The organism is Nocardia elegans NBRC 108235 (genome assembly GCF_001612845.1).
Taxonomy (GTDB): domain Bacteria; phylum Actinomycetota; class Actinomycetes; order Mycobacteriales; family Mycobacteriaceae; genus Nocardia; species Nocardia nova.
Genome location: NZ_BDBF01000020.1, coordinates 21,504 through 36,212 on the forward strand (window position 1 = coordinate 21,504; position 14,709 = coordinate 36,212).

Below are 14,709 nucleotides of genomic sequence, written 5' to 3' on the forward strand. Positions count from 1 at the left end.
TCAATTCGAAAATCATTAGCGAGTCGAACTCGGAGCTAGTGTAGCGCACTTCGTATACGCAATTGGATGGATAGGCGGCTTATCGCGAGAGATATTCATGCATTCGAATCTGTATCCGAATTGACAACCTCCGGCTCAGCTCGGTCCATTAAGCGATCAGAGGGACGACGCTCCGGCCAGTACGCAACCAGGCAATACACCCCCACCGACAGCGGCAGGATTACAAGAAGCAGTCCGAGGGCTTCCCAGGTGCTCACCGCCGCCCCCCGCCCTGCTGCATCGGCCACCTCGCGAACGACAGCCGAGGTAAGACGGCCTCGACATCAGCCAGATCCATGAGGCTGTTCAGGGTGAGCGGGTCCAGATGGTTCGCCGAAGGGACGATCACCGCGTCGACATCGGCCGTGCGAACTTGATCCGGTAAGGGCAGCAACGAACTCGCTGGCCAGATGAGGGCATAGCCGAGATGCCTCGCCAGGCGCTGCACCTGGGCGCGATCCCAGTCCGGCGCGACGGTCACATCGGGGTCGATCCACGCGAGAGCCGTAGGGCGGAATCTCATTGCGCACACCTTCTTGTCCCATGATGCCGCGTGTCGATGGATCAGCAAGTCCTCAACCAGCGGCAATAGCGTCCTTACATCGCTCAGCGTATACGAAGATACGTATACGGACAAGAGGGTTTCGGCGCGCTGACCAGCGGGTTTGATCTTTCTCGCCCTTCGTATACGCAAATTCCTTGTGCGTATACGCAGCTACGTATACGATGAGCTCGTCGCCGCTACCAAACGCGGCGAGAGTCGAAATACCCCCAGACGCAAGGAGATCCAGTCATGGCACTCAAAGATCTGCGCTTCAACGTCGCGTTCAACGAAGCGTTCGAGAAGGGCCTCGTGCTGGTCGGCGAGATCGAGCCGGACACCGAGTACAACCAGAACCGCAACGCTCCGGCTCGTCAGAAGGTCGACCCGGTGACCGGTCTGCGGCAGTGGAAGGCCACCGCGACCAATCCGGCCGAGACGAACCCGAAGAAGTCCAGCATTCAGGTGATCTTCCTGGCGGACGTGGCCCCGGTGCCCTCGACTCCCGAGGTGCTGCCCGGTATGCGCTCGATCGTGCTGGAGAACGTGACTCTTCAGCCGAAGGTGACGGGTCAGGGCGAGTTCAAGACCCTGGGTTGGACGGTGCGGGCTACCGGTATCGCGGGTGACAACTCCGGCGCCAAGGTTCCCGCGGCTGATCCGGGTGCGGCTCGTCCGGCGCGTGGCGACGCGAAGGCTGCGTGACCGCCATGTCGTTCATCAGCGCACACATCAGCAAGTTCGATGGCATCGAGGCCGAGTACTGCCCGGCCCGCGACACTGCATCGGGGCCGATCCCGGCCGCAGTGGGCGTGGAGATGAACCACGAGGCCATCGGGTCCGCCCTGCTGTATCTGTCGATCGAGGATGCTCGCACCCTGGCTGAGCAGCTGCCGCAGATCCTGATGATGCACGATGTGGCGGAGCGTCTGGCGGCGGAGAAGGCTGCCTGATGTTCACGCCTGAGCGGGGAATGCGTGCGGCGCGGGTGTTCGCGGTCCTGGTGATCGTGGGCGTCGGCGCCGCCGCCTTCCGGCTGTCGTTCGCCACGCTGCGGGATCTGGCCAAGCTGGCGCATATTCCGGCGTCGGATGCGTGGCTGTTCCCGCTGATCATCGACGGCACGATCGTTCAGGCCACCGCCAGCGCTTTGGTCCTCGCCAAGTCCGCAGAACGGAAGTTCTTCACCTGGGTTCTGGTGGTCGGGGCGCTGGTGTCGGTGGCGGGCAACAGCATCCACGCCGTAGCGGCGGGCAAAGAGCTACCGGCGTGGCTGTGCGCGATCGTGGCGGCCATCGCCCCGGTATCGCTGCTCGTGGATACCCACGGCCTGGCGGTGCTGTTCCGTGCCGCACAAGATAGCCCGGCTCCGGTCGCTACTCCGGCGACGGCTGTGGCCGCTGAGGACACCGCGCCGACTTTCGATGAGTTTGAGGAACTTACGGCCCCCGAACCGCCTACCCCGGCGGTGCCCGCTCCGCCAGCGGCGGCACAACCGATTCCTGTTTCTCGACCCGTGCAGCCTCCGTTGCTGCCGGTCTCTGTCCCGATCGGGAGCTGATCTGTGATGGAAACAAGTCTGAATAATGCTGCGGCCGTGGGTGCTACGGCTCTGGCTGTCACCGCCGTCGCTCTGGGTGTCGCCGGTGTTTTGGCGTTCGGTCCGCGTCACGAAGTGGCCGCTGTCGAGCACGCCACCGCCAAACCGGGGTGCGTCATGTTCTGCGACGAACACATACCCGCCGCCCCGGATTCTCACGGCTGCACCATGTTCTGCCACGAACCGGGATTGCCCCCGGCCGATGTGCAGGGCTGCCAGCTGTTGTGCGGGCTCGACGACTCGAAGGAGCCCTGGCAATGACCGTCGTCGACATGGTCCCGATCGCGGCCTCAGCTATCGGCGCGCTCGTCTTCGCGGCACACATCCTGCCGTGGGGCCGCCGCCCCGCCACCACCACCGCCGCGAGCCTGGAACGCGAATTGGCCGAGGCCCCGGAGATTCTTCGCCCGGCCATCCTGTCGTTCGCTTCACCCGTGCACTCGCAGTTGATGTTTTCGCTGCTCAAGCTCGGTTCGCCTGAGACCGGGTTCCCGCGTGTGGAGTGGTGGGACTACTCCCGCCACGGCCTGACCGTCGACCTGCTGATGCGCGGTGGGCAAACCTTGGCCGACTGGACCAAGGACGACATGCGATCTCGCATCGCCGATCACGTCGGCGTCGAACAGGTCACCGCGTCCTCTCCTGCTCCGGGCTGGGTGCGGCTGGAACTGCGAGTGCACGACACCCTGGCCGAATCGGTCACCACCGACACCCCCGACACCGTGGCTGCCGGTGTGGACCTGGAAGCGGTGCGGGTTGGTGTGCGTGAGGACGGGGCACCGTGGCTGCTGCGAATCCTGTACTCGCACATCCTTCTTGCCGGTGCCACCGGTTCGGGTAAGGGCTCGGTGTTGTGGTCGATCCTGGCCGGCCTCGGCCCCGCGATCAAAGCCAAGCTGGTCGATGTTCGCATGGCCGACCCGAAGGGTGGTGCCGAGTTCGGGCGCGGTGAGAACCGGCTGTTCACCCGGTTTGCCACCACGGCCGACTCCATCCTCGGCATGTTGACCGAAGCCCGCGACGAGATGGACGAACGGCTGGCCCGGATGCGGGCGGCTGGGGTGCGCAAGCTGGTGCCCAGCATCGATGAGCCACTGATCCTGATCATCATCGACGAAGCGGCGTCGCTGTCGTCGTATGCCGACCGCACCGAGCAGGAAGAGTTCCGGAAGCTGACCGGGCTGTTGCTGTCCAAAGGCCGTGCCGCCGGTGTGTCGGTCATCGCCGCGTTGCAGGACCCGTCCAAGGAGACGATGCCCAACCGGCAACTGTTCCCGGTCCGCGTCGGTCTCCGGTTGGACGAGCCGACCCAGACGGCGATGGTCCACGGGCAAGGTGCCAGGGACCGGGGCGCGTACTGCGACCGCATCCCCGAGACCACGCCCGGTGTCGGCTACGTCGGCGAAGACGGCACCACCGAATTCGTTCGCGTGCGGGCGTTCTGGATCGACGACGACCAGGCCGACGCTCTGGTGAACCTGTATTCCCCGGCTCCCGTGATCACCGGACCGACCGAGGACTACACCGGGTTCGACCCTGACGACCTGGGCGACGACATCCCTGGTGACGGCTACACGGGGCCGGTGGCGGCATGAAACGCGGACTCGTCACCGAAAACCACGTGGTCATCTACTGCGACGGCTGCGGCGACCTCTACACCGACGCTCGCGGAGATGCGGTGTGCTTCACCTCGACCCACCAGGCCGCCTACTACCTCGCCGGCGGCCGTAACGGCTGGCTCTACGACGGTGACCGCATCACCTGCGACGGCTGCGCGATCACCGCCGAATGCGACTTGCGCGGCCACCACTTCCCCTCCACGAACAACGCTCTTCGCCGCTGCGACCGCTGCGGTGCACCCGCTGACAAACAGGAGAACTGAAATGAGCAAGCACACAAGCGAATACGCCGACGTGATCGACCTGCACAGCCGTCGTCGCTGCCAGCTCGAAGCCCGAGGACTGGACCCGATCGGTATCGCGGTCAACATCCTCGCCGAAACCGGCACCGTGTTCGGCCACGGCTACGACCCCGACGGAGGGGACTGGGCCGCATGAGTATCAAACATGTTGCGCCGCATGTGAACCCGATCGTGCAGACGGCAGCGGACCGGGTGCGGAAGTCCAAGCGGCGCAAGGTCAAGAACCTCCCCGCCAACCGGAAGCCCAACAGACAACCGGGGCTGTTCGACGAATCCGAGGTAAAGCAGTGAGCACCATAACCAAAACCACCACCACTGTCCGGACCCGCCGCGACCCTCTAGAGAACATCGTGACCCTGGTCCTAGCCGCGATCGGCTGGGTAGTGATCTCGGTGTTCCTCGCGGCCTGGTGGGCGCTTCTGTTTCCGATGATCTCGCTACCGATCGCCGCGATAGCCAGCCTTTTCTGGTTCTACGGATGGCTGCCCGCCTTCGGCATGACACTCGCCTCGATCGCTGCGCTGGCGCTGTGGCGTGTGAAGGGGCCGGAATCGTTTTCTCGCTGGATCTCCTGTCGTGCCCGGTCGCGGTTCCTGCGTTGGTGGCGCTACCGGCGGCAGTGGTCGGCCTGCCTGGACGACTGCCATCTATCGGTGCGCGACGACCTGGGCCACGTGGTGCGGACTCCGCGGCTGATCCATGTCGAGATCGGCCAGGCCACCGACACCGTGCAGGTCGCGATGGTCCGAGGGCAATGCCCCGACGACTGGACCAACCGCACCACCCATCTCGCCCACGCCTTCGGCGCCAGAGAATGCCGCGCCACCGTCACCGGCCCCGGTCGTATGCAGCTGATGTTCCGGCACGGCGATTCCCTCGCCAAACCGGTCACCACCACGTTCCCGCACATCCCTGGCGGACTGGGCGGACCGCCCCTCGAGCGGGGAGACGACGCCGCGTGACGACCGACAAAGACTGTGCGGGAGGCCCGAGCATGACAGACACCACGACTGCCGCCGATCCGGCCTCCCTCGGGCCGGTCCGGGAAACCGCGGCTGATCGGCGTTCGATGCCGAACCTGTACGACATCGCGCAAGCGGCGGCCGACAAGCATGGGGAATGCCGCCGACCGATCCCGATGTACTCGTTCGATCCCGACACCGGGGAATCGAAATACGTTGGCGCACCCTGCAAATCAACCCTCGAAAGCGTGTGCCCCTCGTGCGCTGCTCGGGCTCGTGCTTTGCGGATGCAGCAGGCCCACGAAGGCTGGCACATCGAACACGAACCCGTCGACGACAAGCGCGAACCCACCGACCAGCAACGCGAACTGGTGGAGACCCGCGCCCGGTTGATGGACGACTACCAGCACGCCAAGGCCCATGACGATCACGACCAGATGGCCGGCATCCGGGAGATCGTGGCGGAGCTGGATGCGGAGTTGCGGGAGACCGGTGTACGCGGTCGTTTTCCGGCGCTGGACCCTGCACCGAAATCGGAGCGCAAACGGTCGACCCGCCGCCGCCAAGATGTTCCCGACCTGCCCCGCAAGAAGATCGACAAAACCACGATCGGACGTCAGTACGCGGGCAAGTATCGGCCCTCGACGTTCGCCACGGTCACCTGCGACTCTTACGGGCGGGTCAATCCAGACGGTTCGCCGGTCAACCCGGACGCCTACGACTACCGGCGCGCTGCGCGTGACATCGTGTTCTGGCCCGCGCTGTTCGACCGGTTCGTCCAGAACTACCGGCGCGCAACCGGCCGCGATATTCAGTACTTCGCCACCGTCGAACCGCAACGCCGAGGCGCCCCGCACATTCACATGGCCATCCGCGGCACCGACCCGAAGGCACTTATTCGGCAAATCGTGGCCGCGACCTATCACCAGGTGTGGTGGCCGCACTTCGACCCGGAAAACGAGCAGTACACAGACGGGCACATGCCGGTCTGGGACTACACCGCCGGTCGATTCGTCGACCCCGACACTGCCGAACCACTGCCCAACTGGGACGAAGCGATGGACATGCTCGACACCATCGACGACCTCGAACCCGCGCACGTGGTCAAGTTCGGCCGCCAAGTCGACGTGCAAGGCGTGCTCGGCGGCACCGAGGAAGCCTCCCGCCACGTCGGCTACCTGACCAAATACCTCACCAAGTCCATCGCTGAGGTCATCGAGGCCCAAACCAACCGCGCGGCAGAGCATTACGACCGGCTACACGCCGAACTCCAAAAGGTTCCCTGCTCGCCGAACTGCCCGATCTGGCTGCGCTACGGCATCGCTCCCAAAGGCGCCAGCGACAAGACACAACCAGGCCGCTGCAAGGGCAAAGCCCACCGCCGCGAAACGCTCGGCCTGCGCGGCCGGCGCGTCCTGGTCTCGCGACGCTGGACCGGCAAGACCCTCCCGGACCACAAGGCCGACCGCGCCGAATTCGTTCGGCAAATTCTCGCCTCGGTCGGCATCCAAAAACCCGACACATCCCGGCTGATCGTCAAGCCGGTCGAACCCGGAGACAAGAACGTGCCACCGCGAGAGCACCTGATCATGGCCTCGATCGCGCAGCGGATCAAATGGCGCGCCCAATACGAAACCGCCCGCCTGGAAGCCAATCCACCAGGCCAACAAGGACATTCGGTAATTCAACCGGCGGCATAGGAAGGGATACAGATGGACATCAGTGATCAGGAAACGTATCTGCGCGCCAAGGATTGCGAACGGTTGACCGGGATTCCGGAGGCCACCTGGCGATGGTGGGCGCACGTAGGCAAGGGACCGGCCAGCTTCAAGATGGGCGCTCGTCGTCGTGTGTGGCGGAAGTCGGTGATCTTGGCGTGGATCGCGGAGCAGGAGGCAGAAAGCCTGGGTGATGCCGCGTGACCGTGAAGCGCAATCGCCGCGCGGGAGTTGAGGACCTGTGGACCAAGGAGGTCCTCGACGAGAACAAGAAGGCTCACCGGGTGCCTTCGAAGTTGCACGGGAAGGGCAAGCGTTGGCGAGCTCGCTACGTCGATGATGCCGGCAATGAGCACACGAAGCGCTTCGCCCGGAAAGCGGACGCGCAAGCCTGGCTCGATGCGCAGGTCGCGAGTTTGGTCCAGGGTATTCACGTTGCACCCCGCGACTCTCAAAAGACCGTAGAGCAGTGGGCAAACGAGTGGTTGAAGGGGTACGCGAACCACCGCGAAACGACTGTCGAACTGGCGACCTGGCACGTCAAGAAGATCAACGAGGGGTTGGGGTCGCTGCAATTGTCGGCGGTCCGGCCGTCCACGGTGAAGAAGTGGATGGTGGCGCTCAAGAGCGAGGGCCTGGCCGACAGCTACGTCTACAGCCTGCATTCTCGACTGGCTCAGATCCTCGGGGACGCAATGCACGACGGGCTGTTGGCACGCAATCCGTGTTCGCGCCGTACGTCGCCGAAGACTGGACAGCAGAAGGTCTATGTAGCGACCTCCGAGCAGGTCTGGGCACTGCATGAAGCGATGCCGGCACATCTTCGCGTGGCGGTACTACTCGGCGCGTTCGTGGGTCTTCGAATCTCGGAAGCTGCTGGACTGCGGACCGCCGATGTCGATTTCGCCAACGGCATCGTGCAACCTCGCCAGCAGTGGCCCGGACGAGAGTTGAAGACGGAGTCAAGCACAAAGCCTGTGCCGATTCCGCCGGAACTCGTCGCGATGCTCGAAGAGTCGGCCAAGGTGTTTCCTGGTGATCATCTGGTCTGTGATGAATTCGGCAAGCCGGTCTCGCCGTGGGTGATCGGGTGGCATCTGCGGGCAGCGAAGGAGAAAGTTCACGACCTGCCCGAGGCGTTCAGCTTCCAGGACTTCCGGCACTTCTACGCATCTTTGCTCATCCGCCGAGGTGCCGATATCAAGGCCGTCCAGGCTCGCCTACGCCACGGCAGCGCCATCACCACTCTGCGGTACTACGCCCATCTCTGGCCCGATGCCGACGAAACAACGCGTACCGCGGTTGGTGCCGCCATCAAGGATTGGCCCGGTTCCACTGCGTACTCACTGCGTACCGAGACGGAGCAGACGGACTCTACCGATGACCAAGACAGCGAGAATGCGCAGGCAGAAGCCGTTTAGTTCAGCCCCGCGTAGGAGTGCAGACCACTCACCACGATGTTGATGATGAACAAGTTGAACAGCATCGCGACGAAGCCGGCGACGTTGATCCAGGCGGCCTTGGTTTCGCGCCAGCCGGAGGTCGCGCGGGCGTGCAGGTACGCCGCGTAGATGACCCAGGCGATGAAGGAGACGGTTTCCTTCGGGTCCCAGCCCCAGAAGCGGCCCCACGCGCTTTCGGCCCAGATGGCGCCGAGGATGATGCCGGTGCCGAAGAGGGGGAAGGCCACGACCGTCGTGCGGTAGGCGAGGCGGTCGAGGGTGCGGGCGTCGGGGAGGCGGCGGGCGAGGGCGCCGAGCGGGTTGCTCGATTCCTGGCCTTCCGGCTGGTACATGCGCAGCAGGAACAGCAGGCTCGCCACACCTGAGAGCATGAAGATGCCGCTGCCGATGCTGACGATGGTGACGTGGATCGGCAGCCAGTACGACTTCAGCGCCGGAACCACGGGCGCGGCGTCGGCGTAGAGCACCTGGCCGGCCAGGAACATCAGGATCAGCACCGGAACCAGCAGGAAGACCCACATCGCGCGGTACCGGCGCTCGTGGATGAACACCAGGCCGGTGACCATCGCGGCCGCGGTCGCCATGGTGATGAACTCGTACATGTTGCCGAGCGGGAAGCGGTGGGTCGCGAAGCCGCGCAACACGATCGAGGCCAGGTGCAGCCCGATCGCGACGAAGACGACGGCGAACGCCATATTGCCGAGCTGCTCGGCCAGCGAACGCTTCGGAGCCGGCTCCAGCTTGCCGGGCACGACCGGCCGGTCCGCGCTCACTCCGGAGGAGGCGCCGACGCCGACCAGTTCGCGCTCACGCTCCTGGGCGCTGGTCACCTTCTTCTTCGCCGAGGCGTACTGCACGATCAGCATCGCCAGCACCAGCAGGTAGACGACGAACGCCGTCTTGAAGGCGAGATTGCTGTAACCGGCGAGTGTTTCGTCGATCGGCATGTTCACTCTCCCGTGCTCTCGGTCGGGGCGACCGGGCGCTGATCCGTGGGGCTGCCGATGTCGGTGCGGTCGGAGCCCAGCAGCCGCGTCAGCAAGCGGTCGAACTCGCCGCCCCAACCCGCTTGGTCGGTCCGGGCCAGCCCACCCATTTCTACTACAGTACGTCGTTCACCGGAACCGCTGTCGTCCGGGCCTTCCGGATAGGCGCGCAACCAGATCCGCCGCCGCTTCACCAGCAGTGAGACGAGCAGCCCGGCCATCATCGTCAACGCGCACACCAGGACCCAGTTCTGCGCCGGGTCGTGGGAGACCTGCAGATTCGCGTACTGCTGCGCCCCGTCGAAGGTGACCTTCGTGCCGTCGGCCAGTGTCGCCGATTCACCGGGCCGCAGATTGACACGCTGCTGCTTCGTCAACCGGCCCTGTTTGATCATCTCCGGATCGAGCGAGAACAGCGACTGCGCGCGCCCGGTGTCGAGTCCGGTCTCGCCGCGATAAATGTCGATCGCCACCGCCGGATCGGTCAGTCCGGGATACGAGGAGGTCAGCAGGCTGCCGTGCATCAGGGCAGTGGGCGCGAACAGGCCCTCGATCGCGATCTGGTTCTTGCGCCGCTCGTCTTCGCTGCCGTACATGCCGCCCGGCGGGTCGAACCGCATCACACCGCTGGACAGGAAGGTGGCGCCGTCGTCGGGCCGCCACTGGATGGTCTCGGTGCGCTTCTGCCCGTTCGGATAGGTGACGGTGAACGTCGGCGCGTACCCGTGCCCCTGCAGGTAGACGCGGTCTCCGGCAACGCGCAACGGATGGTTGACCTGGATGGTGGTGTCACGCCAGGTGTCGGTCGCCAGATCATCGCCGGTCTGATACGAGATGTTGGCGGTGAACATCTCGGCCTGGCCGTTGGGCAGATAGTCGGCCTTGAAGTCCTTGACCCGTACGCAGACCGGGGTCAGCCCGGTGCCGTCGTTGACCCGGCCGGCCTTGAAGGAGTCGAAGACCGCGGGTGAGGTGGTGCAGAATCCGGGACCGCCGTCGGCGACGACGATCACGTTGCCCTCGTAGCCGAACAACTTGCCCGCGGCCACCGCGACCAGCAGGCCGACCAGGGCCAGGTGGAAGACCAGATTGCCGAGCTCGCGCAGATAGCCTTTCTCCGCCGAGAGGGTCACCTCACCGGGACGGCCGTTGCGCGCCTCGGATCCGTCCCGCACCACCGAGCGCCAGCCGCGCAGCCCGCGCCGCGCCTGCTCGATCGCCTCGGCAGGGGTGTCGCCGGTGGTGGTCGCGGCATGGTGCGGCAGCCGGGACAGGTTGCGCGGCACCATGACCGGCGGTGTGCGCAGCGCCTTGTAGTGATCGAAGACGCGCGGCACGATGCAGCCGACGAGCGATACGAACAGCAGAGCGTAGATCGCGGTGAACCAGAAGCTGGAGAACACGTCGAACAGCTGCAGCCGGTCCATCCACGGGCCGAGGGTGCCGCGATCGGCGATGTACTTGTCGACCTTCTGCGGGTTCAGACTGCGCTGCGGCAGCAGCGCCCCCGGAATCGCCGCCAGCGCCAGCAGGAACAGCAGCATGAGCGCGGTGCGCATACTGGTCAATCCGCGCCAGGCGTTGCGCAGCAGTGCGAACGCGCGGCGTGGCAGCGACTGGCGCGGCGGCTTCGCGGCGGTGGACGGGGGCGTCATCGTGGCAGTCATGGGGCTCAGATCGGCAGGGTTACCTGGGAGACGAAAACATTGCGGATCCATCCGACGAACTGATCCCACATCCCGGTGACCAGTGCGATGCCGACCACGACGAGCAGGATGCCGCCGATGATCTGGATGGTGCGCGAGTTGCGCCGGAGCCAGCCGACTCCGCGCAGCGCGGTGGCCGACCCGAACGCGAGAATCACGAACGGCAGCCCGAGTCCGAGGCAGTACGCCACGATCAGCGCGACACCGCGAGCGGCCGTCGCCCCCTCGGTTCCGGCGGACACCGCCATCACGCCGGAGAGCGTCGGGCCCAGGCACGGCGTCCAGCCGAGGGCGAAGACCGCACCCAGCAGCGGGGCGCCGACGATTCCGGTGAGCCGGCGCGGATGCATTCTGGTGTCGCGCTGCAACATCGGCACCAGGCCGAGGAACACCAGCCCCATCACGATCGTCACCACACCGCCGATGCGTTGCAGCAGTTCACGATTGACGTTCAGGGTCTGGATGACACCGAAGACCGTCGCCGAGGCCAGCACGAACACCACGGTGAAACCGGCGACGAAGAGCCCGGCCGCACCCGCGACCCGCATCCGGCCGGCGCGCAGCGCGACGGCCGCGCTCTTGCCCTGGGCTTCGTCGACGGTCACCGGCGGCGCTTCGGCGCCCACGAGCCCGGCCAGATACGACAGATATCCCGGCACCAGCGGCACCACACACGGCGAGGCGAACGAGACCAATCCGGCGAGCAGGCAGGCGCCCAGCGCCAGCAGCAGCGGCCCGGTCGCCGCGGTCTGCTGGAACGATTCGCCGACGGAAGCCAATGCCGGCGAGGCGACGGCTGTCACTGCCGGCCCTCCTGCGCGACCTGGTTCACCACCGGCAGCAGATCCTCGGCCAGCAGTGACCGCAGGAAGACCGCGGCGACGCGATGCTGCCGATCGAGCACCAGCGTGGTGGGGATGACGCTGGTCGGGAATTTGCCGCCGAGCGCCAGCAGGCTGCGCATCTCGGGGTCGTAGATGGACGGGTAGCCGACGTGATTGTCGGTCACGAAGTCGCGCGCCTTGTCCTGTTGTGGATCACGCACATTGATCCCCAGGAAGGCGACGCCCTTGTCCTTGGACTGTTCGTAGACCTGTTCCAGCGCGGGCGCTTCCGCGCGGCACGGCCCGCACCACTGTCCCCAGAGGTTCAGTACGACGACTTGATTCGGGAAGTCGTCGACCGAGACGGTCTTGCCGGTCATCAAATTCGGCCCCGCAAGGTGGCCGATCGTGCCGCGGGCGGCCGGTGGGTCGTACCGGATATCGGTTTTGCCGCCGGGTGAGACGAAATCGAAGGTGCCGCCCTGGGCGACCGCGTCGTTACCCGACGAACAGCCGGCCAGCGCGGCGACGACCGCCACGCAGGCCAGCAGCATCGGCAGCAGACGCCGGACCGCCCCGCTCACGCCCCGGTCACCCTGGGATCCGAGCCGCCGGACGGCTCGGAGTAGACGATGTCGATCAACGTATCGCCTTGGTACACAAGCGAAGTCAGCGAGGCCAGCGAGCACTGCCGCTGCCGCGGATCGTGCCACAGCCGCCTCCCCTCCAGGAAGCGCCGCAACGTCCACACCGGCAGCTGATGCGACACCACCACGGCCTCGTGCCCGGTCGCCTCCACCCGCGCCTTGTTCACGGCGGCGAGCATGCGATGCGCGATCTGCAGATACGGCTCACCCCACGACGGGGTGAACGGATCGCGCAACTTCCACCAGTGCCGCGGCTTGCGCAGGGCACCGTCCCCGACCGACACGCGCAGCCCCTCGAAGGTGTTGCCGGCCTCGATGAGGTTGTCGTCGGTGCGCACGATCAGCCCGTGCTGTCCGGCGATCGGCGCGGCGGTCTCCTGGGCGCGCTGCAGCGGCGAGGCGACGACCAGGGCGATGTCGTGATCGGCCAGGGTGCGCGCGACCGTCGCCGCCTGCGAACGACCCGTCACCGAGAGGCTGAAACCGGGCAGCCGGCCGTACAGGATGCCCTTCGGGTTGTGCACCTCGCCGTGGCGCATCACGTGCACGATGGTCTCGGTATCCGAGGCGACGTCACCGGGTAGCGAGGGAATCTTGCCGGCATCGGCTCCCGAGTCCGGGCCGGGCCCCTGCGAGGGATCGGCTTCCCCGTTCGCCGCGGCGGCCCCGGGCGACGCCGGTTCTTCGTGCGAGGGGGATTCTGTTGCGGCAGTGACGGATTCGAGCTGATCTGAGTCGCTCACGCGCGGGATCCTTCGGGTGTGGCGGCCGCGGCTGCCGCCGCGGCGGCGGGCAGTGCGGCAGCGATACGGTCGAATGCGTCCTCGTCGAGGGCAGCCGAGACGAACCAGGCCTCGAACGGGCTCGGCGGCGCGTAGACGCCACGTTCCAGCAGCGCGTGGAAGAAGGCCGGGAAGCGCCAGGTGGCGGTGGCCTTGGCGGTGGCGTAGTCGGTAACCGGACCCTCGGCGAAGAACACGCTCACCATATTGCCCGCGAATTGCACGGTGTGCGGGACCCCCGCAGTGGTCAGAGCCTCGGCGATCAGGGATCCGAGGCGTTCGGCGTTGCGGTCGAGGGCGGCGTAGACGTCCGCGTCGGCGGCACGCAGCGTGGCCAGTCCGGCGGCCACCGCCACCGGATTACCCGAGAGCGTGCCGGCCTGATAGACCGGCCCGATCGGCGCGAGGTGGTCCATGACCTCGGCGCGGCCGCCGAAGGCCGCGGCGGGTAGTCCGCCGCTCATCACCTTGCCGAAGGTGTACAGGTCGCCCGCCACCGGATCGCGCCCGTACCAGCCCGCGGCGCTCACGCGGAAGCCCGTCATGACCTCGTCCATGATCAGCAGGGCGCCGTGTTCGCTGGTCAGCTCGCGCAGGCCGGCGTTGAATCCGGGCAGCGGCGGGACCGCGCCCATATTGCCGGCGGCGGCCTCGGTGATCACGGCGGCGATCTGGCCCGGATATTCGGCGAAGGCCGTGGCGACAGCTTCGAGGTCGTTGTAGGGCAGCACGAGGGTGTCGGAGGCCTGTGCTCCGGTCACGCCCGGCGAGGTCGGCAGCCCCAGGGTCGCGACGCCGGAACCGGCATCGGCCAGCAGCGCGTCGACATGGCCGTGATAGCAGCCGGCGAATTTGACGATCTTGCTGCGCCCGGTGAACCCGCGTGCCAGCCGCACCGCGCTCATGGTGGCCTCGGTACCGGAGTTCACCAGCCGCACCCGCTGCACAGGATCGACGCGGGCGGCGATCGCCTCGGCCAGTTCGATCTCGGCCTCGGTCGGCGCGCCGAAGGACAGCCCGCCGGTGGCGGCGCGCTGCACCGCGTCCACGACGGCCGGATGGGCGTGCCCGAGGATCATCGGTCCCCAGGAACACACGAGGTCCACATAGTCGTTACCGTCGGCGTCGGTGAGCGTGTATCCGCGCGCCGAAGCGATGAATCGCGGGGTGCCACCCACCGAATTGAAGGCCCGCACAGGCGAGTTCACACCGCCGGGAATGATCGCGGCGGCGCGTTCGAAGAGTCGGGCGGAGACCGGCACGTTTACCTGGGTCGCGCGCGGAGAAGAACTCACGACCACCAGTGTCGCAGCCCCCGCCGAAGCGGTCGACGACAGGGTGTAGTGGGGTGAGCCACCCCACAAGCCGAGGCGCCACATTGTACTCCCACCGACCCGACCAGCAGTTTGCCGAGAATTTCCTCACATGCGCCGGTCAGCGGCGTTACCGCAACACGCGGCGTAAATTTCCTGCCATAAGGGTTGTCGCTGAGTTGCCCATGCGTAACCTCGTACCCACCA

Annotated in this window: 19 protein-coding genes; 12 read left to right on the top strand and 7 right to left on the bottom strand. The window is 66.2% G+C overall.

The window, feature by feature from the left end; all coding sequences use genetic code 11:
* Positions 1-253: 253 nt before the first annotated feature.
* Positions 254-562 (bottom strand): hypothetical protein, encoded by a 309-nt coding sequence (locus NE2_RS15910; protein ID WP_063026899.1) that lies wholly within the window; start codon positions 560-562, stop codon positions 254-256.
* Between the two features lie 270 nt (positions 563-832).
* On the opposite strand from NE2_RS15910, the gene NE2_RS15915 reads away from it, so the two are divergent.
* Genes NE2_RS15915 through NE2_RS15960 form a run of 12 tightly spaced genes read left to right on the top strand, consistent with a single transcriptional unit; the run spans position 833 to position 8,202 of the window.
* Complete coding sequence (locus NE2_RS15915) at positions 833-1,285, top strand: hypothetical protein (RefSeq protein WP_063026908.1); 453 nt, start codon at positions 833-835, stop codon at positions 1,283-1,285.
* Positions 1,282-1,533 carry a hypothetical protein gene (locus NE2_RS15920; protein ID WP_063026910.1) on the top strand — a complete coding sequence of 84 codons (252 nt, stop codon included), beginning with the start codon at positions 1,282-1,284 and terminating at the stop codon, positions 1,531-1,533. Before NE2_RS15915 ends, NE2_RS15920 begins: the two co-directional genes overlap by 4 nt.
* Entirely contained in the window at positions 1,533-2,141 is a 609-nt protein-coding gene (locus tag NE2_RS15925) for a DUF2637 domain-containing protein (RefSeq protein ID WP_233429797.1), read from the top strand. Before NE2_RS15920 ends, NE2_RS15925 begins: the two co-directional genes overlap by 1 nt.
* 36 nt (positions 2,142-2,177) lie before the next feature.
* On the top strand, positions 2,178-2,441 hold the full coding sequence (locus tag NE2_RS15930) for a hypothetical protein (protein WP_063026914.1): 264 nt from the start codon (positions 2,178-2,180) through the stop codon (positions 2,439-2,441).
* Positions 2,438-3,775, top strand: a complete 1,338-nt coding sequence (locus tag NE2_RS15935; RefSeq protein ID WP_063026916.1) for an FtsK/SpoIIIE domain-containing protein — start codon at positions 2,438-2,440, stop codon at positions 3,773-3,775. The genes NE2_RS15930 and NE2_RS15935 overlap by 4 nt, the downstream gene beginning before the upstream one ends.
* Positions 3,772-4,062 (top strand): hypothetical protein, encoded by a 291-nt coding sequence (locus NE2_RS15940; RefSeq protein ID WP_063026918.1) that lies wholly within the window; start codon positions 3,772-3,774, stop codon positions 4,060-4,062. Before NE2_RS15935 ends, NE2_RS15940 begins: the two co-directional genes overlap by 4 nt.
* Before the next feature lies 1 nt (position 4,063).
* Entirely contained in the window at positions 4,064-4,237 is a 174-nt protein-coding gene (locus NE2_RS35720) for a hypothetical protein (RefSeq protein WP_157110941.1), read from the top strand.
* Positions 4,234-4,392, top strand: coding sequence for a hypothetical protein (locus NE2_RS35725; protein WP_157110942.1), 159 nt, complete (start codon positions 4,234-4,236; stop codon positions 4,390-4,392). Before NE2_RS35720 ends, NE2_RS35725 begins: the two co-directional genes overlap by 4 nt.
* Positions 4,389-5,063, top strand: coding sequence for a hypothetical protein (locus tag NE2_RS15945; RefSeq protein WP_063026920.1), 675 nt, complete (start codon positions 4,389-4,391; stop codon positions 5,061-5,063). Before NE2_RS35725 ends, NE2_RS15945 begins: the two co-directional genes overlap by 4 nt.
* A gap of 32 nt (positions 5,064-5,095) precedes the next feature.
* Positions 5,096-6,763, top strand: coding sequence for a replication initiator (locus tag NE2_RS15950; protein WP_063026922.1), 1,668 nt, complete (start codon positions 5,096-5,098; stop codon positions 6,761-6,763).
* A gap of 12 nt (positions 6,764-6,775) precedes the next feature.
* Entirely contained in the window at positions 6,776-6,985 is a 210-nt protein-coding gene (locus tag NE2_RS15955; RefSeq protein ID WP_063026924.1) for a helix-turn-helix transcriptional regulator, read from the top strand.
* The gene (locus NE2_RS15960) at positions 6,982-8,202 is read left to right on the top strand and encodes a tyrosine-type recombinase/integrase (RefSeq protein ID WP_063909398.1); all 1,221 of its coding nucleotides are present in this window, start codon (positions 6,982-6,984) and stop codon (positions 8,200-8,202) included. The genes NE2_RS15955 and NE2_RS15960 overlap by 4 nt, the downstream gene beginning before the upstream one ends.
* Here NE2_RS15960 and ccsB read toward each other — a convergent pair.
* From ccsB to hemL, 6 genes are all read right to left on the bottom strand, one after another.
* Complete coding sequence (ccsB, locus tag NE2_RS15965) at positions 8,199-9,191, bottom strand: c-type cytochrome biogenesis protein CcsB (protein WP_063026926.1); 993 nt, start codon at positions 9,189-9,191, stop codon at positions 8,199-8,201. The genes NE2_RS15960 and ccsB overlap by 4 nt on opposite strands.
* Before the next feature lie 2 nt (positions 9,192-9,193).
* On the bottom strand, positions 9,194-10,897 hold the full coding sequence (gene resB, locus NE2_RS15970) for a cytochrome c biogenesis protein ResB (RefSeq protein ID WP_063026928.1): 1,704 nt from the start codon (positions 10,895-10,897) through the stop codon (positions 9,194-9,196).
* A gap of 5 nt (positions 10,898-10,902) precedes the next feature.
* Entirely contained in the window at positions 10,903-11,739 is an 837-nt protein-coding gene (locus NE2_RS15975; protein WP_063026930.1) for a cytochrome c biogenesis CcdA family protein, read from the bottom strand.
* Positions 11,736-12,314, bottom strand: coding sequence for a TlpA disulfide reductase family protein (locus NE2_RS15980; protein ID WP_063027023.1), 579 nt, complete (start codon positions 12,312-12,314; stop codon positions 11,736-11,738). The genes NE2_RS15975 and NE2_RS15980 overlap by 4 nt, the downstream gene beginning before the upstream one ends.
* A gap of 26 nt (positions 12,315-12,340) precedes the next feature.
* The gene (locus NE2_RS15985; RefSeq protein ID WP_063027021.1) at positions 12,341-12,946 is read right to left on the bottom strand and encodes a histidine phosphatase family protein; all 606 of its coding nucleotides are present in this window, start codon (positions 12,944-12,946) and stop codon (positions 12,341-12,343) included.
* A gap of 200 nt (positions 12,947-13,146) precedes the next feature.
* Positions 13,147-14,484, bottom strand: coding sequence for a glutamate-1-semialdehyde 2,1-aminomutase (gene hemL, locus NE2_RS15990; protein WP_063027019.1), 1,338 nt, complete (start codon positions 14,482-14,484; stop codon positions 13,147-13,149).
* Positions 14,485-14,709 lie beyond the last annotated feature (225 nt).

Bases quoted from the DNA above. Each gene is read 5' to 3' on its own strand.
- NE2_RS15910 (WP_063026899.1), bottom strand. From the start codon at position 562: ATGAGATTCCGCCCTACGGCTCTCGCGTGGATCGACCCCGATGTGACC.
- NE2_RS15915 (WP_063026908.1), top strand. From the start codon at position 833: ATGGCACTCAAAGATCTGCGCTTCAACGTCGCGTTCAACGAAGCGTTC.
- NE2_RS15925 (WP_233429797.1), top strand. From the start codon at position 1,533: ATGTTCACGCCTGAGCGGGGAATGCGTGCGGCGCGGGTGTTCGCGGTC.
- NE2_RS15935 (WP_063026916.1), top strand. From the start codon at position 2,438: ATGACCGTCGTCGACATGGTCCCGATCGCGGCCTCAGCTATCGGCGCG.
- NE2_RS15940 (WP_063026918.1), top strand. From the start codon at position 3,772: ATGAAACGCGGACTCGTCACCGAAAACCACGTGGTCATCTACTGCGAC.
- NE2_RS35720 (WP_157110941.1), top strand. From the start codon at position 4,064: ATGAGCAAGCACACAAGCGAATACGCCGACGTGATCGACCTGCACAGC.
- NE2_RS35725 (WP_157110942.1), top strand. From the start codon at position 4,234: ATGAGTATCAAACATGTTGCGCCGCATGTGAACCCGATCGTGCAGACG.
- NE2_RS15950 (WP_063026922.1), top strand. From the start codon at position 5,096: ATGACAGACACCACGACTGCCGCCGATCCGGCCTCCCTCGGGCCGGTC.
- NE2_RS15955 (WP_063026924.1), top strand. From the start codon at position 6,776: ATGGACATCAGTGATCAGGAAACGTATCTGCGCGCCAAGGATTGCGAA.
- ccsB (WP_063026926.1), bottom strand. From the start codon at position 9,191: ATGCCGATCGACGAAACACTCGCCGGTTACAGCAATCTCGCCTTCAAG.
- resB (WP_063026928.1), bottom strand. From the start codon at position 10,897: ATGACTGCCACGATGACGCCCCCGTCCACCGCCGCGAAGCCGCCGCGC.
- NE2_RS15980 (WP_063027023.1), bottom strand. From the start codon at position 12,314: ATGCTGCTGGCCTGCGTGGCGGTCGTCGCCGCGCTGGCCGGCTGTTCG.
- NE2_RS15985 (WP_063027021.1), bottom strand. From the start codon at position 12,946: ATGCGCCACGGCGAGGTGCACAACCCGAAGGGCATCCTGTACGGCCGG.